The organism is Actinomadura sp. WMMB 499 (assembly GCF_008824145.1).
GTDB lineage: Bacteria > Actinomycetota > Actinomycetes > Streptosporangiales > Streptosporangiaceae > Spirillospora.
In genome coordinates this window covers 7,380,651-7,403,665 of the sequence record NZ_CP044407.1, presented here as the reverse complement: position 1 = coordinate 7,403,665, position 23,015 = coordinate 7,380,651, and the positions used below count along the sequence as shown (strand labels likewise).

11 protein-coding genes and 3 tRNA genes are annotated in these 23,015 nt (G+C 72.2%); 3 read left to right on the top strand and 11 right to left on the bottom strand.

Translation table 11 applies throughout. From position 1 onward, the window contains the following. Nucleotides 1-46: 46 nt before the first annotated feature. Nucleotides 47-11,608: a non-ribosomal peptide synthetase gene (locus tag F7P10_RS44855; protein WP_254716157.1), complete on the top strand. Its 11,562-nt coding sequence runs from the start codon at nucleotides 47-49 to the stop codon at nucleotides 11,606-11,608. After that, complete coding sequence (locus F7P10_RS33390; RefSeq protein ID WP_151015610.1) at nucleotides 11,605-11,841, top strand: phosphopantetheine-binding protein; 237 nt, start codon at nucleotides 11,605-11,607, stop codon at nucleotides 11,839-11,841. Before F7P10_RS44855 ends, F7P10_RS33390 begins: the two co-directional genes overlap by 4 nt. Nucleotides 11,842-11,887: 46 nt before the next feature. Here F7P10_RS33390 and F7P10_RS33385 read toward each other — a convergent pair whose 3' ends face one another. The 7 genes from F7P10_RS33385 to F7P10_RS33355 all read right to left on the bottom strand — a co-directional run bounded on the left by F7P10_RS33385 (nucleotide 11,888) and on the right by F7P10_RS33355 (nucleotide 20,497). Continuing rightward, the gene (locus F7P10_RS33385) at nucleotides 11,888-13,654 is read right to left on the bottom strand and encodes an ABC transporter ATP-binding protein (RefSeq protein ID WP_151015609.1); all 1,767 of its coding nucleotides are present in this window, start codon (nucleotides 13,652-13,654) and stop codon (nucleotides 11,888-11,890) included. Continuing rightward, on the bottom strand, nucleotides 13,647-15,392 hold the full coding sequence (locus F7P10_RS33380) for an ABC transporter ATP-binding protein (RefSeq protein WP_176611754.1): 1,746 nt from the start codon (nucleotides 15,390-15,392) through the stop codon (nucleotides 13,647-13,649). Before F7P10_RS33380 ends, F7P10_RS33385 begins: the two co-directional genes overlap by 8 nt. Next, entirely contained in the window at nucleotides 15,382-16,263 is an 882-nt protein-coding gene (locus F7P10_RS33375) for a siderophore-interacting protein (RefSeq protein ID WP_151015605.1), read from the bottom strand. The genes F7P10_RS33380 and F7P10_RS33375 overlap by 11 nt, the downstream gene beginning before the upstream one ends. 16 nt (nucleotides 16,264-16,279) lie before the next feature. Next, a complete protein-coding gene (locus tag F7P10_RS33370; protein ID WP_151015603.1) occupies nucleotides 16,280-17,167 on the bottom strand; it encodes an ABC transporter ATP-binding protein in 888 nt (295 codons plus the stop codon). Between the two features lie 26 nt (nucleotides 17,168-17,193). Continuing rightward, on the bottom strand, nucleotides 17,194-18,267 hold the full coding sequence (locus tag F7P10_RS33365) for an iron chelate uptake ABC transporter family permease subunit (protein ID WP_151015601.1): 1,074 nt from the start codon (nucleotides 18,265-18,267) through the stop codon (nucleotides 17,194-17,196). Further along, on the bottom strand, nucleotides 18,264-19,328 hold the full coding sequence (locus tag F7P10_RS33360; protein ID WP_254716156.1) for an iron ABC transporter permease: 1,065 nt from the start codon (nucleotides 19,326-19,328) through the stop codon (nucleotides 18,264-18,266). The genes F7P10_RS33365 and F7P10_RS33360 overlap by 4 nt, the downstream gene beginning before the upstream one ends. 80 nt (nucleotides 19,329-19,408) lie before the next feature. Continuing rightward, nucleotides 19,409-20,497, bottom strand: a complete 1,089-nt coding sequence (locus F7P10_RS33355; RefSeq protein ID WP_151015599.1) for an ABC transporter substrate-binding protein — start codon at nucleotides 20,495-20,497, stop codon at nucleotides 19,409-19,411. A gap of 155 nt (nucleotides 20,498-20,652) precedes the next feature. Here F7P10_RS33355 and F7P10_RS33350 point away from each other — a divergent pair, with 155 nt between their 5' ends. Beyond that, entirely contained in the window at nucleotides 20,653-21,411 is a 759-nt protein-coding gene (locus F7P10_RS33350; RefSeq protein WP_151015597.1) for an AraC family transcriptional regulator, read from the top strand. Here the strand turns inward: F7P10_RS33350 and F7P10_RS33345 are convergent. The 4 genes from F7P10_RS33345 to F7P10_RS33330 all read right to left on the bottom strand — a co-directional run bounded on the left by F7P10_RS33345 (nucleotide 21,393) and on the right by F7P10_RS33330 (nucleotide 22,940). Further along, nucleotides 21,393-22,253 carry a sugar phosphate isomerase/epimerase gene (locus tag F7P10_RS33345; protein ID WP_151015595.1) on the bottom strand — a complete coding sequence of 287 codons (861 nt, stop codon included), beginning with the start codon at nucleotides 22,251-22,253 and terminating at the stop codon, nucleotides 21,393-21,395. The genes F7P10_RS33350 and F7P10_RS33345 overlap by 19 nt on opposite strands. Before the next feature lie 400 nt (nucleotides 22,254-22,653). Then, nucleotides 22,654-22,726 (bottom strand) — tRNA-Glu (locus tag F7P10_RS33340). A gap of 47 nt (nucleotides 22,727-22,773) precedes the next feature. Continuing rightward, nucleotides 22,774-22,846, bottom strand: a tRNA-Glu gene (locus F7P10_RS33335). A gap of 22 nt (nucleotides 22,847-22,868) precedes the next feature. Next, nucleotides 22,869-22,940: transfer RNA gene (locus F7P10_RS33330), tRNA-Gln, on the bottom strand. Nucleotides 22,941-23,015 lie beyond the last annotated feature (75 nt).

The window sequence follows — 23,015 nt, the reverse complement described above, 5'->3', positions numbered from 1 at the left end:
CGCGAAGGTTCAGGAGCAGAACACCGCCCTTCTGGACCACCACCACGTGCCGCTCGCCGAAGTCCAGCACGCCACCGGGTTCAACCCGCTGTTCGACACACTCGTCGTCCACGAGAACTACCCCGTCGACGAGGAGCAACTGGCCGAGGCGCAGCAGGGCACCGGGATCACGCTGCGCCGCGTCGAAGCGCGCGATTCCACCACGCACCCGCTCGCGATCAGGATCACGCCGGGGCCCGACTCGGCCCTTCTCGAGTTCTCCTACCGGCCGGACGTGTTGGACCGCGCCACGGTCGGCCGGTTCGCCGCGATGCTCGAGGGGGTGCTGGCGGCGATGGCGACCACCCCGGATGTACGGGTGGCGGACCTGGCGTTGCTGCCGCCCGGCGACGCGGTCGAGACGGCGGGCACGCCACTGGAGGTGCGAGCGCTCACCCTGGACGGGTTGATCCGGGAGCAGGTCGCCGCGACCCCCGACGGCGTCGCGATGATCGACGACGACGGCGTCCAGGTGACCTACGCCCAGTTCGACGCCCGGGTGAACGCGACCGCCCGGACGCTGATCGACCGGGGCGTGGCCATCGGCGACCGGGTGGCGGTGATCCTGCCCCGATCGGTCGACCTGATCGTCACCCTGGCCGCAGTGATACGGGCGGGCGCCGCATTCGTACCGATCGACCCCTCCTACCCGACCGGCCGCATCCAGACCATCCTGCAAGACGCCGCCCCCACCCTGGTGATCGACGAACCCCTCCCAGGCACCACCGGAAACCCCGCACCGCCACGCCCGCTGTCACCCCACGACACCGCATACGTCATCTTCACCTCCGGAACCACCGGCCGCCCCAAAGGCGTCGTCCTCTCCCACCGCGCCATGGTCAACCGGCTCACCTGGGGCGCCGAACTCCTCCAACTCGGCCCAGATGACCGCGCCCTGGCCAAAAGCAGCGTCGGATTCATCGACGCAGCAACCGAACTACTCACCCCCCTCACCGCCGGCGCCACCGTCGTCATCGCCAACGACGACGCAGCCACAGACCCGCTGGCCCTGGCCGACATCGTGGGCCGCTTCAAGGTGACGCATCTGCTGACGGTGCCCAGCCTCGCCGACGTGCTGGCCCGCGTCCCCAACGCCTCAGACGCTCTGCGCTCGTTGCGGCACTGGGTCTGCTCAGGCGAGACACTCACACCGGCCACCACCGAGGCCATCCGCCAAGCCGCACCCGGCGCCGTACTACGCAACTTCTACGGCTCCACCGAAGTCACCGGCGACGCCACCACCACTTACGCCGACGCAACAGCCATCGGGGCCCCGGCCCCCGGTGTCCAAGTGCGAGTCCTGGACGCCTGGCTACGCCCCGTGCCCCCGGGAGTCACCGGCGAACTCTACGTCGGCGGAACACAACTCGCCGAGGGCTACACCGGACGCGGCGCGCTGACAGCCGACCGGTTCATCGCCGACGACGACGGCCGACGCCTGTACCGCACCGGCGACCTCGTCCGCTGGAACACCCACGGCACCCTCGACTTCATCGGCCGCGCCGACGACCAGATCAAAATCCGCGGCTACCGCATCGAACCCGAAGAAATCCGCAACACCCTCCACCAACACCCCGCCATCACCGCCGCCGCCATCCTCGCCCTCGACCACCCCGCAGGCGGCACATACCTCGCCGCCTACATCACCACCACAACACCAGCACCCACAGAACAAGAACTACGCGCACACGTCGCAGCCCGACTGCCGGACTACATGGTCCCCACCACCATCACCCGGCTCGACACCCTCCCAAAGACCGCCAACGGCAAACTCGACCGGCGGGCTCTGCCGATCCCGAACCTCGGGAACACAACCGGCAGGGCACCGCGGAACCGGACCGAGCAGATCCTGACCGAGGTGTTCGGCGAAATCCTCCAAGTGCCCTCGATAACGATCGACGACGACTTCTTCCGCCTCGGCGGGCACTCACTGCTGGCCACCCGCGCCATCACCCGCGCCAACGCACGCCTCGACACCTCCTTCACCCTCCGCAACCTCTTCGACCACCCCACCATCGCCGCACTCGCCGCACTGCCCGAAGCATCACCGACCGCGACCTCCGCCACCCCGCGCTTCACCGAGATCACCCGGCCCGAAGTGCTCCCGGCCTCCTACGGGCAGCAGTCGCTGTGGTTGATCGAGCAACTCGGCGGGCCCGGTTCCCGATACGTGGTACCGCTCGTTCTGCGGCTGACCGGCACGCTGGACGAGACCGCCCTGGGTGCCGCGCTGCGAGACGTGGTGGCCCGCCATGAGGCACTGCGGACGCTGATCATCGAGCAGGACGGACGGCTGCGGCAGGTCATCGTTCCCGCGGAGGACGCGACCTCCCGCCTCCCGCTGATCGTGGATGACTTCACCGACGCGCGGGTCGCCGAGATCCTCCAGGATCGGTTCGATCTCGGGGCGGACCTCCCCGTCCGTGCGGCGCTGCTCCGCGTCACCGGCTCGGAGTGGGTGTTCGTGCTGGCGATGCATCATCACGCGGTGGACGAGTGGTCCTTCCCGCTGCTGCTGAGTGACCTGTCGACCGCCTATCGGGCCAGGCTCGAAGGCGCGCGGCCCGCGTGGGAGCCGCTGCCGGTGCAGTACGCCGATTACGCGGTCTGGCAGCGCGAGGTGCTCGGCGACGCCGCCGATCCGGAGTCCGAACTGGCCCGGCATCTCGACCATTGGCGCGAGGTGCTGGAGGACGCCCCGCCAGAATCGACGATCGCGCTGGACCGGCCCCGCCCGACCGAACCGACCCACCGGGGCGTCGACGCCACCTTGGCGATCGCCGCCGACACCGTGGCAGGACTGCGGACGGTCGCGGACGACCTGAACGTCACCATGTTCGTGATCGTCCACGCGGCGACGGCCCTGACCGTCTCGACGCTCGGCGGCGGCCACGACCTCGTCATCGGGTCACCGGTCGCCGGTCGCACCGAACACGAGCTGGAAAACGTCGTCGGCTACTTCGCCAACACCATGCCGGTCCGGCACCGGCTCATGCCCGCCGACACCATCGCTGATCTTCTTGTGCGCACCCGGCAGACCGTCCTCGACGGATTCGCCCACCAGGCCGCGCCTTTCGAGGAGGTGACGCGGGTGGCGGGAGTCGAACGCTCCCCGAGCCGCAACCCTCTCTTCCAGGTCATGCTCACCCACCACATCGGCGCGCAGACCGGCGACGTCGCACTCGAAGGTCTCGTCGCCGAGAACATCCCGGCCACCCTCGCCGCGGCCAAGACCGACCTTGAACTCGACCTCGTCGAAACCTCGACCAGTCTCGACGGTCACCTCACCTACGCCACCGACATCCTCGACCCCGCCACCGTCGACCGGTTCATCGAGACGTTCCAGCAAGTCCTGGCTGCGATCGCCGCAGACCCGACCATGCGGGTGGCGGAACTGGCGCCGCCCGCCGACACCATCTCCGCAGCCGCCGGCAATGCGCTCGAGGTCGCCGACTCGACCCTGGACGGGTTGATCCGGCGGCAGGTCGTCGCGACCCCGGACGGCGTCGCGATGATCGGCGACGACGGCGTCCGGGTGACCTACGCCGAGTTCGACGCCCGGGTGAACGCGACCGCGCGGACGCTGATCGACCGGGGCGTGGCCATCGGCGACCGGGTGGCGGTGATCCTGCCCCGATCGGTCGACCTGATCGTCACCCTGGCCGCGGTGATGCGGGCGGGTGCGGCATGCGTACCGATCGACCCGGCATACCCGGCCGAGCGGATACAGCAGATCCTCGAAGACTCCAACGCCGCCATCGTGGTGACCGGCCCCGACACCCTCCAAGCCACCGGCCGCACCACCACACCCCCAGACGACGCCGCATTCGTCATCTTCACCTCCGGAACCACCGGCCGCCCCAAAGGCGTCATCCTCTCCCACCGCGCCATGGCCAACCGACTCACCTGGGGCGCCGAACTCCTCCAACTCCACCCCGGCGACCGCGCCCTGGCCAAAAGCAGCGTCGGATTCATCGACGCGGCAACCGAACTACTCACCCCCCTCACCGCAGGCGCCACCATCGTCATCGCCAACGACGACGCAGCCGCAGATCCGATGGCGCTGGCCGACATCGTGCAACGCCACCAGGTCACGCACCTGCTCACCGTCCCCAGCCTCGCCGACGTACTGGCCCGCGTCCCCAACGCCTCAGACGCTCTGCGCTCGTTGCGGCACTGGGTCTGCTCAGGCGAGACACTCACACCGGCCACCACCGAGGCCATCCGCCAAGCCGCACCCGGCGCCGTACTACGCAACTTCTACGGCTCCACCGAAGTCACCGGCGACGCCACCACCACTTACGCCGACGCAACAGCCATCGGGACCCCGGCCCCCGGTGTCCAAGTGCGAGTCCTGGACGCCTGGCTACGCCCCGTGCCCCCGGGAGTCACCGGCGAACTCTACGTCGGCGGAACACAACTCGCCGAGGGCTACACCGGACGCGGCGCCCTGACAGCCGACCGATTCATCGCCGACCCCCACAGCGACACCGGCGACCGCCTGTACCGCACCGGCGACCTCGTCCGCTGGAACACCCACGGCACCCTCGACTTCATCGGCCGCGCCGACGACCAGATCAAAATCCGCGGCTACCGCATCGAACCCGAAGAAATCCGCAACACCCTCCAACAACACCCCGCCATCACCGCCACCGCCATCCTCGCCCTCGACCACCCCGCAGGCGGCACATACCTCGCCGCCTACATCACCACATCAACACCGGAAGAGACCCCGCCAGAAGACGAACTACGCGCCCACGTCGCAGCCCGGCTGCCGGACTACATGGTCCCCACCACCTTCACCCGGCTCGACACCCTCCCGCTGACCCCCAACGGCAAACTCGACCGGCGAGCCCTACCGGCCCCCGACCTGGGCGGCGGAGCGGGACGGGCGCCGCGGCACCGGACCGAGCAGATCCTGACCGAGGTGTTCGGCGAGATCCTCCAAGTGCCCTCGATAACGATCGACGACGACTTCTTCCGCCTCGGCGGGCACTCACTGCTGGCCACTCGCGCCATCACTCGCGCCAACGCACGCCTCGACACCTCCTTCACCCTCCGCAACCTCTTCGACCACCCCACCATCGCCGCACTCGCCGCACTGCCCGAAGCATCACCGACCGCGACCTCCGCCACCCCGCGCTTCACCGAGATCACCCGGCCCGAAGTGCTCCCGGCCTCCTACGGGCAGCAAGCGCTCTGGGTCACCGAGCAGGTCTCCGGGGAGAGCGTCTACCGAATCGGTGACTCGTTCCAGTTCCGCGGCCGGGCCGATGCCGACGCCCTGGAGCGGGCGATCGGCCGCCTGATCGAACGCCACGAGGTGCTGCGCACGACGTTCGCGTTCGACGGCTCCGGTGCGCTGACCCAGGTCGTGCACCCGGCGCCCGTCCACGGCCTGCTGAACGTGGAGCAGGTCGGACCGGCGGCGGTACGGGACAGGATGAAGGCGCTGCTCGACGAGCCCGTCGACATCACCTCCGCGTACGGGATGCGGTTCACGCTGCTGCGGACGGATCCGGACGACATCCTCGCGGTGCACGGGCACCACATCGTCACCGACGAGCAGTCCAGCGCGCCGATGATGCGGGACCTCGACGCGTTCTACACCGAGGAAGTCGGCGGCGCCCGGACCGAGCTCGCTCCGCTCGGCGGGCAGTACGCGGACTTCGCGGTGTGGCAGCGGCAGGTTCTCGGCGAGCGCGACGACCCCGATTCGCTGTTCTCCGCCGAGCTGGACCACTGGCGGGAGACGCTCGACGGCCTGCCGGCCGAGACACCGCTGCCCCTCGACCACGCGCGCGCCGACGGCGCGGCCAGGACGGTCCGCACGGTGTCGGCCGAACTCGCCGCGGAGGAGGTCGGCGATCTGCTCGACCTCCTGGTGGAGCGTGCGGCCACACCGCTGCACGCGCTCGTCGGGGCGCTCGCGCTCGCCCTCTGGGCCGAGGGGGCGGGAACGGCGATCCCGGTGGGCACTCCGGTGAGCCTTCGGGACGATCCGGGGCTCGACGACCTGATCGGGTACCTGGTGAACACGGCGGTGATCCGTGCCGACATCGCGGAGGACGGCGGTTTCGAGCAGACCCTGCGCTCCGTCCGCGATCGTGCGCTCGAGGCCGGCGAGCACAAGCTGGTGCCGTTCGAGAGCGTCGTGGAGGCGGTCAACCCGCCGCGCCTGCCGGGGGTGAGCCCGCTCTTCCAGGTGATGGCGGCCTTCTTCGACCGCACCGGCGAGTCGGACGCCGTCGCGGACCGGCGGCTGATGCCCTACGTGCCGGACGGGGCTTCACGCACCGACCGCGACGACGGCGACGGCGACGCCCCGCCCGCGCTGTTCGACCTGGTCTTCGTCTTCGCCCGGGAGACCGGCGGCGGGTACCGGCTGCGACTGGACGCCGCCCGCGAGTTGATGTCCGCCGGCACCACGCGGCGTCTGCTGGAGACCGCGCGCCTCTTCCTGGTGCTCGGCGCCCGCCATCCCGCCCTCCCGGTGGTCCAGCTCGCGGAGCTGGTGCGGCTGGCCAGGGACGGTGCGGGCGCAGGTGCGGACGCCGGTGCGGGCGCCGTGCCCGCCGGGAACCGCGCCCCCGCCTACCGCTACGCGATCCCGGGTTTCGACATGGCCGACGCGCCGCTGTGGCGCGCCGCCGCCGACCACCTGACCCTCGCGTCGCCCGGCACCGGGCCGCTGGCCGTCGCCATCGACGACGAGGGGCGCGGCCGGCTCACCACCACGAGCCGCAATCCCGAGGCGCTGGACGCGCTGGCCCCGCCGGCCGCCCGCCTGGTCGAGTCCTACCGGACCGGGACCGTGCTCACGGTCGTACCGGCGGAGCGGGCCGGTGCGGCCGCGCTGGACGGCGACGCCCTGCGCGAGGCGATCGAGGATCCGTTCTGGGACGACCACATCGACGCCCTCGCCGACGCCGAACCCTGGGAGCCGTCCCGCGAGGGGGCTCCCCGGACGGCCGGGACCGCCGCGGCCACGGCGCCGGTGCGGTCCGGGGCGCCCGCCGCCGTCCGCGCCCGCCTCGCGGCCGCGGTGGTGCGGGCGCTCGGCGTCACCGGCGACCTCGTGATCGAGTTCGCGGAGCCGGGACCGGCCGGTGCGCTGCGGCGCCTCCCGGCCGTCGTCACGGGCGACCTCTGCGAGCGCGTCGCGGACGGCGACGAGGCGGCACCGGATCTGGAGGCGGCGCTGTCGTGGGAGCCGCGGCGCGCCGACGAGTACGCGGCCCTGCTGCGCGACGCCGCGCTGGGCCGCATCCTCGACGACGTCCCCGAGCCCGATGTGCGGATCGGCCAGTTCCGCACGGACGCCGAAGGCGCCGAAGGCGCCGATGAGGGCGCGCCGGTGTCCGTCACGGTGCTCGTCGGGACGGGCGGACGGGTGACGGTGCACGCCGAGGTGGCGTCCGGGATCGGGATCGACGCGGGGCGGCTCGCCGAGGCGGTCCTCGGCGACCTCGCGACGCGCGGGGTGGTCGCCGGCGACGCCGGGACCGGGCCGCCCGCACTGCGCCGAGCGGACCGGCTGCCGCTGACGGCGGCCGAGGCCGAGCAGGTGCGGGCGCGCTACGGCGCCGACGCCGAGCTGATGCCGCTGTCGCCGTTGCAGAGCGGGCTGCTGTACCACATGGTCCGTTCCCGCGAGACCGACGACCACAACACCTACGTCTCGCAGGTCACGCGGGATCTGTCGGGCGCCGTCGATCCGGCCCGGATGGGCGAGGCGGTGGCGGCGGTGCTGCGGCGCCACCCCAACCTGCGCGCCGGTTTCGTCGCGCTGGGAGCGGGCGAGGTGCAGGTCGTGCCGGCCGGCACGCCGCTGCCCTACCGGGTCGTCACGCGGGACGAGTGGCAGGCGGAGGCGGCCGACGCGGCGGCCTTCCTGGCCGCGGAGCGGGAGGCGCCGTTCGACCACGAGCGGCCGCCGCTGCTGCGGTTCGTGCTGCTGGAGGTCGCGCCGTCGGCGTGGACGCTCGCGATGACCTTCGAGCACATCCTGATGGACGGCTGGTCGCTGAACCTCGTCATGGCCGAGGTGCTCGCGGCCTACCACGACCCGGATCAGGCCGATCGCGTCCCGGCCGTGCCGTTCCGGAACTACCTGGACTGGCTGGCCGATCGCGACACCGAGGCGACCCACACGGCCTGGCGCGACTACCTGGCCGACCTGGCCGGCCCGTCGATCGTCTGGCCGGTCGGCGGGGACCTCGGCGACAGCCGGGTCGAGACCGGCGACCTGCACCGCGATCTCGACCCGGCCGACGCGGCGCGCGTCTTCGCGGCCGCCCGGACGGCAGGCGGCACGGTCGGCACCCTGCTGCAGGCGGCCTGGGCCGTCACGCTGGGCCGGCTCACCGGCAGCGGCGACGTGGTGTTCGGCAACACCGTGTCCGGGCGCCCGCCCGAGCTGGCCGGCGCCGAGCGGATCGTCGGCCTGCTGTTCAACACGCTGCCGCTGCGGGTCAGGCTCGACCCGTTCGAGACGGTCCGCGGCCTGCTGGCCCGGATGCAGACCGACCAGGCGGCCGTGATCGACCACGCCTACGCCTCGCTCAGCCGGATCCAGGACGACGCGGGTCTGGGCACCCTGTTCGACACTCTGTTCGTGGTCCAGAACTTCCCGTACGAGGTGGGCGGCGACGACGACGCGGACACGCGGGTCACCGGCGGCGGGCTGAACGACGCGACCCACTACCCGCTGACGTTCGCGGTCAACCCGTGGGAGTCCGAGGGCACGCCCGCCGTGCACGTGCGGCTCTCGTTCCGCCGCGACGCCTACGAGCAGGCGGCCGCCGGCGAGGTCCTGGAGCGCTACCTGCTGGTGCTGCGGTTCCTCACCGAGCATCTCGCCGAGCCCGTCGGCCGGATTCCCGCGCTGCTCCCCCACGAGCCCGAGGTACCGGGCGGCGGCGACGGGGCGCGCCCCGTCGCCGCGGTGACGGTCGGCGACCTGCTGGCGGAGCAGGTCGCGCTGTCGCGCGACGAGACGGCGCTGGTCGCCGGTGACCGCCGCTACACCTTCGGCGAGTTCTCCGGCGAGGTGCACCGGTACGCCCGGATGCTGCTGGAGCGGGGGGTGCGGCCCGAGCACCGGGTCGCCCTGCTGCTGCCGCGGGACGAGCGGATGGTGATCGCGATGTTCGCCGTGTTCGCCGTCGGCGCGGCGTACGTGCCGATCGACGCCGAACACCCCGACGACCGGATCGGCTACATGCTGTCGGTCGCCCGGCCGACGGTCACGCTGGTCACCGGACGGGACGCGCACCGGCTCGGCGACGGAGCCGGCCTGATCGTCGATCTGGACGACCCGGCCGTCCGGGACGGGATCGCCCGGCTCGGCACCGGCGCGATCACGGTGGCCGAGCGCGGCGGCGCCGTCTCGCTCGACAACCTCGCCTACGTCCTGTTCACCTCCGGCTCGACCGGGCGCCCCAAGGGCGTCGCGGTCGGCTACCGGGGTTTGACGAACATGTACGCCAACCACGTGGAGGAGATCTTCGACCGGGTCGTCGCGCACCAGGGCGGCCGCCGGATGAAGATCGCGCACACCACGTCGTTCTCCTTCGACGCCTCCTGGGAGCAGCTGTTCTGGCTGCTCAACGGGCACGAGGTGCACGTGATCGACGAAGAGTTGCGGCGCGAGCCGGCCCGCCTGCTGGCCTACTACGACGAGGCGCGGATCGACGGATTCGACGTCACCCCGTCCTACGGCCAGCTGCTCGTCGACGACGGCCTGCTCGAACGGGACCGGCCCGCGGGACGGTCGGTGTCCGCCGACGCGCCCGGCGTCGTGTTCGTGTCGCTGGGCGGGGAGGCGGTGCCGGAACGGCTGTGGCAGCAGCTGCGCGACGCGCCGGGCGTCGAGGCCTACAACCTGTACGGGCCCACCGAGTACACGATCAACGCGCTCGGCGCCGACCTGGCCGACAGCCCCACCTCGAGCGTGGGCAGGCCGATCTTCAACACCCGCGCCTACATCCTCGACGAGAACCTGCAGCCGACGCTGCGGGGCGTCGCCGGCGAGCTGTACCTGGCGGGGGACGGCATCGCCCGCGGCTACTGGGACCAGGCGGCGCTGACCGCCGAGCGGTTCACTGCCTGCCCCTGGGAGCCCGGGCAGCGGATGTACCGCACCGGCGACCTCGCGCGCTGGACCCCGGAAGGCAACATCGACTTCCTGGGCCGGGCCGACGACCAGGTGAAGATCCGCGGCTACCGGATCGAGCCGGGCGAGGTGGCGGACGCGCTGGCGGCCGACCCGCAGGTGGCCCGCGCGGCGGTGGTCGCCCGCAAGGACGCGTCCGGCGCGGTGCAGCTGTACGGCTACCTGGTGCCCGCCGCCGGGGATCCCGCGAGTGTCGACCTCGACGCTGTCCGCGCGCGCGTCCGCGGGCAGTTGCCCGACTACATGGTCCCGGCGGGCCTGGCCGCGGTCGCGGACATCCCGCTGACCGTCAACGGAAAGATCGACGCCCGCGCGCTGCCGGAGATCGAGACCGCCGGCGCGGAGTACGTCGCGCCGGGCACCGCCACCGAGGAGCTGGTCGCGGACGCGGTCGCCGAGCTCCTCGGCGTCACGCGGGTCTCGGCGACGGCGAACTTCTTCGAGATCGGCGGCAACTCCCTGCTCGCGATGCGGCTGGTGGCGCGGGTCAACGCCGCGGGCGACCACGGCCTGCTGGTGAAGCAGGTCTTCGCCCACCAGACGGTGGCCGAGCTCGCCCGGAGCCTGGACGAGCGGGCGGCGTCGCCCGGCCCCACCCTGCACGACGCGATGGTGCTCCCGCTGCGCGAGGGCGCGGACGGCCGGACGCTGTTCTGCTTCCACGACTACACCGGGCTGGCCATCACGTACCGGCGGCTGCTCGGCCTGCTGCCGGACGACTGGAACGTCTACGGCGTCCAGGACCCGGCGCACGGGGCGATGCCGGTGGACTTCGCGGACCTCTGGGACCTCTGCCGCGCCTACGCCGACGTGGTCGTGGAGACGCGACCGGCCGGGCCCTACGACCTGCTCGGCTGGTCCTGGGGCGGGCACGTGGCGTTCGGTGTCGCCAGGGAGCTGATCGCGCGCGGGCACCGGGTGCGCGGTCTCGGGATCGTCGACGCCGTCCCGAGCGCCGAGGGCCCGCTGCGCGAGGAGATCGACGTTGTCGGGGTGAAGATGGCGGAACTGCTGGCGGACGTCTCCCTGCAGGACCGCGTCGCCGACCAGCTGGAGGAGAACGAGCGCCTGGACCTCGGCAAGCGCCTCTTCGGCGGGCTCGGCCGCGACCAGCGGCGCGCGGTCGCCGTCTCCGCCGCCCGCACCGACTCGCTGCTGCCGACGCCGACGGACGGCGTGCTCGACGTGCCGGCGCTGCTGGTCGCGGCCACGGCGGACGCCGAGCACGAGGACTACCCGGAGCAGCTCGCCGGGATGTGGTCGCCGTTCCTGCCGAACCTGCGGACGGTGCCGGTCGCGGCCGGCCACGTCGAGGTCGTGGTCGAGGACGCGCCCGCACGGCAATGGGTGCCGAAGCTCGTCGAACTGCTCACCGAAGGAGAAGCGGAATGAAGATCACCGACGACCAGGCTGTCGCCGACATCGCCGATCTGCTCTACCTGGAGCCCGGCGAACTCGACCACGAGGCCGATCTGCGCGACCAGGGCATGGACTCCGTGCGGGTCATGGAGCTGGTGGAGAAGTGGCGCGCGGCCGGGCTGATGGAGCTCGACTACATCATGCTCGCCGAGGACCAGCGCGTGACGCACTGGCTCGGCGTGCTGCGCGGGCTCCAGGACCGCTGACCTGTCCGCCGGCCGGCGGGGTCACCGCCGGCCGGCGCGCCGGCGGTCACTGCCGGCCGGTGTCCCAGGCCGCCCAGAGGGCGGCGTACCGGCCGCCCGCGGCGACCAGGTCGTCATGGGCGCCGGTCTCCACGAGGCGTCCGTCGTCCAGCACGATGATCCGGTCCGCGGCGCGGGCCTGGGAGAGCCGGTGGGCGATGACGAGCGCCGCGCGGCCCGCCGTCACGGTGGCCGTCGCCCGGTCCAGCACGGCGGTGTCGGCCGTGTCCGCCTCCGCGGTGGCCTCGTCCAGGACGACCAGGAGCGGGTCGGCGAGCGCCAGCCGCGCCAGGGCGAGGTGCTGCGCCTGCGCGGCCGTGATGGCGTGCCCGCCGTCGCCCACCTGGGTGTCGAGGCCGTCGGGCAGAAGCCCGACGATGTGGTCGGCGCCGACCCGCTGCAGCGCCCCGGCCACCTGGTCGTCGGTGGCGCCGGGCGCGCCCAGGGTGAGGTTGTCGCGCACGGTACCGGAGAACACGTGCGTCTCCTGGGTGACGGTGACGATCCGCCGCGGATCGACCCGGCGGACGACGTCGCCCGCCGTGGGGTCGTGCACACCGGCGACCAGGGCGGCCAGGGTGGACTTGCCCGACCCGGTGGGCCCGACCACGGCGAGCGTCGTCCCGTGCTCGATCCGGGTGTGGATGTCGGAGAGCACGGGCCGGCCCGCCCGGTAGGCGAACTGCACCCCGGACAGCTCGACCGCCGGGCCGCCGACCGCGGCGCCGCCGGCGGTGCCGCCCGCGCCTTCCTCAGCGTCCGGGCGGATGGTGGTGACGCCGATGATGCGCGCGAGCGAGGCGAACGCCGACTGGAGCTCGTCCATCAGGAACAGCAGCTCCGCGATGGGGGCGACGGTGCGCAGGTACAGCAGGGCCACGGCGGTGACCTCACCGGTCGTCGTCTCGCCGGTGAGGGCGAGCCGGACGCCGATGCCGAGCACGGCGAGCAGCCCGAGGGCCTCGGCGACGTTGCGGTAGCCGAACAGCCGGTTCTGGACGATCCGGGCGCGCATCGCCCACCGGACGGTCTGCCACGTCGCCGCCTTGATCCGGTCCAGCTGGCGGCGCTCGAGCCGGTGCGCCGTCACCGTCGGCAGCTGGGTCAGGGTGCCGAGGACGTCGTGGCCCCGCGCGGATTCGGCGGTGCGGTCGGCGACGTAGACGGCCGGGGCCGTGCGCAGGTACCACCGCACGGTGAGGGCGTACAGCGGGAAGGTGAGGGCGAAGCCCGCCAGGAACCACGGGTCGAGGACGGCGAGGGCGCCCGCGACCATCGTCATGGTCAGGATCGCGACGATCAGCCGCGGCAGCACGCCGGGCAGCGTGCCGGAGACCTGCCCGATGTCGTCGGACGCGCGGGTGACCACGTCGCCGGTGCCGGCGGTCTCGATCGTGGCCCGCGGCAGGTCCAGCGCCGTCCCGACGTAGCGTTCGCGCAGCTCGGCGAGGACCGCTTCGACCAGCCGGGCCAGCGCGCGGACGGCGACCCAGGCCACGCCCCCGGCCCCCATCGCGGTCGCGGCGAGCAGCGCGACCTGCCACCAGAACGACCCCGGCACGCCGGAGCCGTCGGCGGCGATCACGGTGTCGACCAGGTCGCCGATCACCAGCGGGAAGACGAGCGCGAGGCTCGCCTCGACCAGGAACAGCGCCCCGATCCCGCACAGCGCCGCGCGGCGTCCGGCGAGCATCCGCCAGAGGCAGGCCACGACCGTGCGGCCGGAGGCGACCGGCAGCATCCCGCGCGCGTCCGCGGTGCCCGGCTCAGACATCGATCCTCGTCTCCCGTTCGACGGTGATGACCCGGTCGGCGACCGCCCGGAACGCCGGCGCCGAGGTCAGCACGAGCGTGCTCCGCCCGGCCCGGCGGGCCCGGACGGCGGCGGCGATCGCATGCTCGGTCACCGCGTCCACCGAGGTGGTGGGCTCGTCGAGCACCAGCAGCTCGGGGTCGGCGGCGACCGCGCGGGCCAGGGCGATGCGCTGGCGCTGCCCGCCGGAGAGCTGCCATCCGCCGTAGCCCACGGCCGTGTCGTACCCGTCGGGCAGCTCCGCGGCGGTCAGCGCCGCCGCCTCCAGGGCCGCCCGTGCGGCGCCGGCCGGGACCGGTTCGTCCCCGGTGGCGCGGACGTTGTCCAGCACCGTCCCGGGCAGCAGCGCCGGGGTGTGCGGGGCGATGAGCGCCCGCTCGCGCCAGCGGGCCGAGGAGTGCTCCGCGGGCGGCAGGCCGGCGAAGGCGATCCCCCCGGCGGCGGGTTCGGCCCGCAGCGTCAGCATGTCTCCGAGCGCCCCGCGGGCGGCGTGCGGCAGGTCGAGGACGACGAACTCGCCCGGCTCGACCCGCCCGTCCAGGATCATGCCGTCGGGCAGGGCGAGGTTCCGGAACTCCAGGACCGGTTCCTCCTCGCGGCCGGGCGCGGCGGTCGCCGGGCCGACCGTCTTCCGGGGCGTGGCGAGCAGGTCCAGCACGCGTTCCGCGGAGGCCTGCGACATGGCCCAGATCTCTCCCTGCACGGAGATCAGCGCGTCGAGCGGACCGATCAGGGTGATGGCGATCGACGACACCATGACCACCTCCCCGACGGTGATGTGCCCGCCGAAGGCCAGCAGCGCCGCCGCGACGGTGACCGCGGCCGCGAACAGGTTGCCGATCGCGGCGCTGGCGCCGTCGAACGCCGCCTGCACGGACCGGGCCGCCAGGCTCGCCCGCAGCGCGTCCCGGCTGACGTTCCGGTACCGGTCCGTGGCGGTGCGCTGGGCGTGCAGCCCCTGGACGACCCGGAACCCGGCGACCAGGTCGGCGGCCGCGGCGGCGGCGTTGGCGAGGCCCGCCTGCTCGGTCTTGCCGCGCCGGCGGAGCGGGTAGGCGGCCAGGTGCATCAGCCCCAGCACGACCGGCAGGATCAGGACGACACCGATGCCCAGGGCGGGATGCACCCAGAACAGCACCCCGGCGGCGGCCAGCAGCCCGATCACCTCGCCGGGCGGGTAGACCGCGACGTAGATCGACTGGCATGCCTTGAAGGTGTCGGACGTCGTCAGCGACAGCAGCCGGCCCGGCGGCTGCTGCGCCGTGCCCAGGTCCCGTTCGTCGAGCACCCGTTCCAGCGTGTGCTGCGACAGCTCGTAATGGGCGCGCTGCACCCCGAACCAGCCCAGGCGCCCGCCGAAGCGGAAGCCGAGGTTCATCAGCACGTACAGGCCGATGAGCACGCTCGTCCAGGCGGCCAGCGGCCCGGCGATCTCGCCGCCGCTCGCGCCGCCGGCCGCCGGGGCGACGACCTCGTCGATCAGCTTGCCGACGGCGAAGGGCAGCAGCACGCTCGTGACGTTGAACAGTGTCCGCAGGACGGAACCCGCCAGGACGTACGGCCAGGCCGAGGCGATGATCGCCCGGGTCAGCCGGGCCGGTGCCCAGGCCGGGTCGATGCGGAGCCGCGGTTCGTCGTCGGGAACGGCGGGGGCTTCGAACCGGCCCCACTTCCGGTCCGCGGGCGCGTCAGTTGTCATCGATGTCGGCATCGTGGTGGTCGAAGCCGCGCACGCCGCGCCGCCAGTACCCGTCGACGACGACCTGGTCCTTGGTCAGGCCGACCTCGCCCCGCAGGTACCGCCGGATCGGCTTCATCGACTCCGTCTCGCCCGCCGCGAACGCGAACAGGGTGCCCGGGTCGGCCGGGGGCGTCCACTCCCGGAGTGCGGTCTCCAGGGCGCCGAGGTGTCCGTCGGCCACCGGAGCCGTGTCGCGGTGGACCCAGCGCAGGTCGAGTTCGGCCGCGCCGGTCAGGTCCTGCCGCTCCCCGGCCTCCGGGATCTCGATCAGGGCCGTGACGCGGGCTTCGGCGGGCGCCTCGGCGATGATCCGCGCGATGGCCGGCAGGGCGGTCTCGTCCCCCAGGGCGAGGTAGTTCGTGTAGTTCTGCGGGAGCCGCCAGTTCGAGCTCGGGCCGTTCACCACCAGCGGGTCACCGGCCTTCGCTCCGCTCGCCCACCGGCTGGCGAAGCCGTGGCCGTGCAGGACGAAGTCGAGCGACAGCTCCCGTGCCTCCGGATCCCAGGCCCGGACGGTGTAGTCGCGGTGGATCGCCTCGCCGGTGCCGCCCTCGTTGACCCACCGGCCGTCGGGCTGCTCCCGCGGCGCCACCAGCTCGCCGGTGTCGGGATGGGGGAAGAACACCCGGACGTGGTCGGGGGACAGCGGCGCGATCGGGAACCCGTCGGCGAGGTCGTCGCCCGCGAGCACGATGCGCCGGTACCGCGGCGTGATGTCCTCGACGCGCGCGACCCGCAGGTCGCGGCGGACGAGCCGATCCATGTAGTTGAACTGGAGTTCCCCAGTCAGGTTCGGGCCGGTGAACCTTGGGAGCCTGGCTCGGTCCATCGCTGCTCTCCTTCTCCTATCGGCGGGAGGGTGACGGTTCGTGGTCGGTGCCGGACTCGTGCGGCTCCACCGGGCGGACCTCCGCCGAGCGGGGGTCCAGCGGGACGACGCTGGGCGTGCCGGTCACCGGGTCGGGCGTCACCAGGGCCCGCAGCCCGAACACGGACTCGACGAGTTCGGCGGTGATGACGTCGCGCGGTGCCCCGGTCGTGGTGATCCGCCCGTCGCGCATGACGATCAGGTGGTCGGCGTAGCGGGCGGCCTGGTTGAGGTCGTGCAGCACGCAGACGATGGTCTTGCCCTGGTCGTGGAAGTCGCGGAACAGTTCCATCAGCTCGTACTGATGGGCGATGTCCAGGAACGTGGTGGGCTCGTCGAGCAGCATGACCGGGGTGTCCTGGGCGAGCAGCATCGCCACCCACACCCGCTGCCGCTGCCCGCCCGACAGCTCGTCCACCAGCCGTCCCGACAGCTCGGTCAGGCGGGTCGCCTCCAGCGCCGCCGCCACGGCGTCCTCGTCGGACCGGCGCCACTGGTGGATCAGGTTCTGGTAGGGCGCCCGGCCCCGCGCCACGAGATCGGCCACCCGGATGCCGTCCGGGGCGAGCGAGCTCTGCGGCAGCAGCCCGAGCCGGCGGGCGACCTCCTTGGACTTGTAGGAGCCGATCTCCCTGCCGTCGAGCAGCACCGTCCCGCTGCTGGGGGTGAGCACGCGGGCGAGGGCCCGCAGCAGGGTGGACTTGCCGCAGCCGTTGGGGCCGATGATCGCGGTGAACGAGCCGTCCGGGATCGTCACGGACAGCCGTTCCGAGATGGTGCGCTTGTCGTACCCGATGGTGGCGTCGTCGACGACGACACGGGCGCCGTCGCCCGCGGGGTCCGCCGTCCCGGGTGAGTCGGTCATCTCGTCCTTCTCAGGTCTCGCGGGGTTCATCGGGTGAGTCCGTACCGTTGGTTGGTTTCGCGTATCAGCAGCCAGATCAGGTACCCGCCGCCCAGGCACAGCGTGATCAGCCCGACCGGCACCGGCCGGTACGCCTGGGCGATGAGCAGGGAGAGCAGATGGGCGCCGACCAGCAGGACGGCTCCCATCGCGGCCGAGGCCGGGAGGCTCACCCCGGGTGAGCGGGCCAGTCGGCGGGCGAGCTGGGGCGCCGCCAGGGCGACGAAGCTGATCGGGCCGGCGGCGGCGGTGACCACCGCGGTCGTCGCGACGCCCGCCACGATCAGCCCCAGCCGGACCGGTCCGGGACGCGTGCCCAGCGTGACGGCGGCGTCGTCCCCCAGCTCCAGGCGCCGCATCGCGGGTGCGAGCAGGGCCGCCGCGATGATGATCGCCGCGGCGATCGCCAGGCCCGGGATCATCGGGGGCCAGGTGACGCGGCCGATGGAGCCCGCGTGCCAGAGCCCTACGGTCATCGCGTCCTCGATCTCGGCGCGGGAGATGAGGTAGTTGTTCACCGAGACGAGCATCCACGAGACGGCGATACCGACGATGATCAGCCGGAAGCCCTGGATGCCGCGCCGGTAGGACAGGACGTAGACGACGAACGCGGTCGCCAGCCCGCCGGCGATCGCCGCGAAGGCGATCTCCCAGTAGCTGCCCGTCCCGATCACCAGGATGGTGACCACGACCGCGGTGTACGAGCCGGCGTCGAACCCGATCACATCGGGAGAGCCGAGGGGGTTGCGGGTCAGCGACTGGAAGATCGCGCCGCCGATGCCGAGCAGCGCGCCGAAGACGATGGCGGCGATCACGATCGGCAGCCGCCACTCGAGGACGACGGTCCGCTCGAAGCCCTGCTCGGCGCCGGTGAGCGACGCCAGCACCTGCTGGAGGGTGAGCGGATAATCGCCGTGGGTGAGAGCGACGGTGCCCAACCCCAGCGCGACCAGGAACAGGACGGTCGTGACCACCAGCGACCGGATGCCCACGCGCCCGGAGACCACGCGCGACCGCACGGTCCGGGTGCGGTACCCGAAGGCGACGCGGCCCGCGCTCACAACCCGCTCGCGATCCGCCGCCGCACCAGCGCGATCAGCACCGGTGCCCCGATCACCGCGGTCACGATGCCCACCTCGATCTCTCCGGGGCGGACGATCACCCGGCCGATGACGTCCGCCGCCAGCACCAGGACAGGGGCGGCCAGCGCCGAGTACAGGATGATCCACCGCTGGTCCGGGCCGGTGAACCAGCGGACGACGTGCGGCACCATCAGCCCGACGAACACGAGCCCGCCGGTCAGCGCGGTCGCGCCGCCGGCCAGCAGGGTCACCGCGACGACCCCCAGCACCCGGGTGCGCCCGACCTTGGTGCCCAGCGAGGCCGCCAGGTCGTCGCCGAGCGCGATGGAGTTCAGCGGCCCGCCGAGCGCGATCGCGATGAGCAGGCCGGTCACGATGAACGGCAGCACGGCGAGGATCTTGTCCGGGCCGATGCCGGCGATCGAGCCGAGCCCCCAGTGGGTGATCGCCCGGAACGTCTCCTCGTCGATCAGCACCAGGAAAGTGGAGAGCCCGCGCAGCACGGCGCCCAGCGCGACCCCCGCCAGCACGAGCGTCACCGGTGAGACCGACCCGCGCCCGGCCGAGCCGATCAGGAAGACCACGACCGTCGCCGCCGCCGCGCCGAGGAAGGCGAACCAGATGTAGCCGTCGATGCTGGTCAGGCCGAAGACCCCGACGCCGAAGGTGACGGCGAACCGGGCGCCGTCGTTGACGCCCAGGATTCCGGGCTCGGCCAGCGGGTTGCGGATCAGTGCCTGGATGAGCGCGCCCGCCACTCCGAACGCCGCGCCGACGAGAACGCCGAGCAGGGTGCGGGGCACCCGCACGGTCCAGACGATCTTGGACGCCTCGGTCCCGTCCCGGTCCCAGAGGACGTCCCACGCCCGCACGGGCGACATCGGGTTGGCGCCGAACGCGAGGCTGAACAGCCCGGCGATCCCGAGGGCCGCCAGGATGACCAGCAGCCCCATCGCGCGGCGGCGGTACAGCGACGGCAGGGGCGCGGCGTCCGGGAGTTCGGCCTTCCCGGGCGGCCGGTGCGTGGAGGTTGGCGGCACGGCCTTCCCTTGCGGATAGCGGTCGGATCCGGGATCCGGGGCCGCGGCGGCCCCGGTCCCGGATCCCTTGCGGTCGGCGGTCAGGACAGCTTGGCGCCGGCCAGCCACTCGTCGGCGATCACCTTGGTGCCGAAGGGCAGGCTGGTCGCGCTGGCGCCCATACGCAGCATCCAGGTCACGTTCTCCACCTGCTCTCCGGCGGCGTTCGTGAGCTTGGTCGGGTCGTTCTCCGCCAGGGTGAGCGCGACGTAGCGGCCCTCCGCCACCGGCTTGAGGTCCTTGAAGAGGGGCTTGGCCTCGCGCTCCTTGCGGAACGCCTCGCTGCCGTAGACGACCACGAGCAGGTCGGCGTCCAGCAGGCCCTGGTTCTCGTCGGAGACCACGTCCTCGTCGACGAACTCCTTCGCGTTGGGGTTCGGCTTGAACCCCAGGTCGGTCATGATGCCCTCGGTGATGCTGCCGGCCACCGTGTAGTAGGACAGGCCGCTCTGGGGGCCGTAGTCGTTGGCGACGGTGATGGTCTTGCCGGCGAACTCCGGGTGCGCCTTGGCGACCTCGGCGACCGCCTGCTCGGCCGAGGTGACCGCCTTGTCCGCGGCCGCGGCGAGGTCGAGCGGCTTACCGACCAGGCGCTGGAGGTCCTGCCAGGGAATCTGCTCTTCCGTCTCGGTGTCGAGCACCGGTGCGATGTCGGCCAGCTTCGTGAACTCGGGCTTCTCCAGGATCCCGCCCACGGCGACGATCAGGTCGGGATTCGTCGCGGCGATGCCCTCGAAGTTGATCGGGTCCTTGCGGGTGGCGGTGTCCACCTTCTCGATCTTCTGCGCCCAGGCCTTGTCGCGCCACCCGACTTCGGGGTCCTCGGTGAGGGCGTAGACCGGGGTCACCTTGAGCGCCTGGAGCGCGTCCAGGTTGGGGGACATGCCGATCACGGCGACCCGCTCGGGACGCTTCTCGAGGGTCGTCTCCCCCGCCCACGTCTTCAGCGTCAGCGGGTACGTCGTGGTGCCCTCGGCCGCCGGGAGCAGGCCCGCCGGCTCGCTGCTCCCCGGCTCGGCCGACGCGCCGTCATCGGTCGAGGCGCAGCCGGTGAGCGCGAGGAGCGCCGTCAGCGCGACGGCGGGGGCAAGACGCCACCGCCTGCCGCGTCGGAGAATGGAGCTGGTCATGGGGGTCCTCTCGGTTGTCCGGCGGCGCCGGCCGTCTGGGGGTACGTACGCGACATGCGCCCGACGTAAGGTTAGGCGAACCTAATTTCTCGCGGTGCACTGATTCCGACAGCCATGGCGCAGAATGCGACAGAACCGGACCCGAGGTTGACGAAATGTCTCAGCGCACGTACGGCGACGCGCCCGCTCCCTGGCGCATCTGGATGCCGGCGGTCACCATCCCCGAGCAGCACGAAGAGCACCTGCACGTCCTGCTGTGGCAGGTGTGCGGAGACACGGACCTCATCGTCGGCGGCGACGGCCGCACGCTGCGGACCGGGACCGCGCTGTGGCTCCCCGTCGGCGTGAGGCACCAGTTCACGGTCCGGGCCAACTCGGTGACGATGCCGCTGTTCTTCGAGGCCGCCGACACCGCCACCACCCTGACCGAGCCCACGCTGGTCACCGTCGACCGGGATCTGCAGATGCTCCTCCTGGCGTATACGGTGTCGTGGAACACGATCATCAAGCCCACCCCGAACCTCGCCCGGCAGATCCTCGCCCTGATCGAGGAGAGCCCGGTGCTGTCCGCCGGGCTTCCGATGCCGTCCAGCGAACCGGCCCGGGCCATCGCCGAGGCGCTGCGCTTCAACCCCGGCGACATCCGCGGCGTGGAGAAACTCGCGGAATCGGTGCACACGTCCGTGCGCACCGTCGAGCGGACATTCCAGGCCGAGACCGGCATGACGCTGCGGCAGTGGCGGATCCGGAACCGGATGGAGGCGGCCGCCATCCTGCTGCGCTCGAACGCGGCCCTGGAGGCGGTCGCGCACCGGGTCGGCTACACGAACGCGAACGCCTTCCGCCGCGTGTTCAAGAGCCACTTCGGCATCTCGCCGACCGAGTACCTCGACCGCTACCGGACGCGGCGGTGATCGTCCCCGAGCGCGACCGGCCCCGCGGCCCGTTCCACCAGGTCGCCGACCAGCTGCCGCAGGGAGTCGGCGCCGAGCTTGGCGACCTCGTCCGCCGGCCGTTCCCGGTACCCGGGGTTGAAGATCTCGAGCGACAGCGGCCCCCGGTAGCCGGACGCGACCGCCGCCGCGACCTGGGGCAGCACGTCGAACTCCCCCTCGCCCGGAAAGCACCGGTGGCCGCGGCTCCACTGGACGACCTCCATCGACAGCCACGGCGCGTCGGCCACCTGGAAGAAGCCCACGGAATCGCGCGGCAGCCCCTCCAGCACCGACACGTCCTCTCCGGCGGCGTTCAGGTGGAACGTGTCCACCACCAGGACGACGTTCGGATGATCGGCGTACCGGACGGTCTCCCAGGCGTCGGCCGTCCGGCTGATGTGGGTACCCCAGGCCAGCGCCTCGAACATCACCGTCATCCCGTTCTGCGCCGCCGCGTCCCCCAGAGTCGCCAGCTGGCCCGCCGACAGATCGCGGCTGCCGTCGGCGTCGGCGTCGGTGTTGGACACGACCAGGATCGAGTCGGCGCCGAGCCTGCGCATCACCTCGAGCTCCCGCCGGAAGCGGGCCAGGACCGTCGGGAACTCGTCCTCGGGAACCCCTTCCGCACGCCGGAACGGCTGGTAGAGGTCGATGGTGAGGCCCAGGTCGGCGCAGCGGCGGGCGCATTCCTCCGGCGTCATGCCCGATTTCCGGAGGTCGTCGTCGAGCAGTTCCAGGCTGTCGAATCCCGCGGCGCCTATCGCGGCGATCTTCTCGATGAGGCTTCCGCCGATCGACACGGTCGCCATGCACAGCTTCATCGTTCCTCAGCCTCACTTATCCCGAGAAGGGCGGTTCCACGAGCGCACGTCGACGGGGCACGATGACTTGCCACCGGCGATGCCCGACGGTGGCGTCATTTAGGTTAGCCTAACCTATGTTGGCCGGATGTCGATCTGTCGGGCGCACTCGATTCGTCGCTCAACGGGTTCGCGGGCGGAGACCATGCCCGCGCCGCGGAGTGCTTGCCGGGTCCGAGAGTTGCCGGCGGTTCGATGGCGGCCGGATCACGCCATCGGCCCCGGAACGGATCGATGGCATCGCAGATGAGGCGAGTGGCGGTATCGATTCAGAGGTGCGGACGGAGCCGTCCGATCACGCCCGGCCGTGGGGCGCACAAGGGTCACGCGATCTCGAGGGTGATCCCTGGGATTTCTTCTGTACCCCCGAGCGGATTCGAACCGCCGTTACCGCCTTGAGAGGGCGGCGTCCTAGGCCACTAGACGACGGGGGCTGGACGTGCCGTCCGCTCCCACGCGTTGCCGGGGAGAAGCGAACGTGTACCCCCGAGCGGATTCGAACCGCCGTTACCGCCTTGAGAGGGCGGCGTCCTAGGCCACTAGACGACGGGGGCCTGTCCGCTATCGCGGACGCAGCTGGGGTACCAGGACTCGAACCTAGACTAACTGAACCAGAATCAGTCGTGCTGCCGATTACACCATACCCCAGAGAGGTACGCGGGCTTCCCGCCCTTCCGGACCGGTCGCTCGCGCCTCGAAGAGACTACAGGAACCGGGGACGCG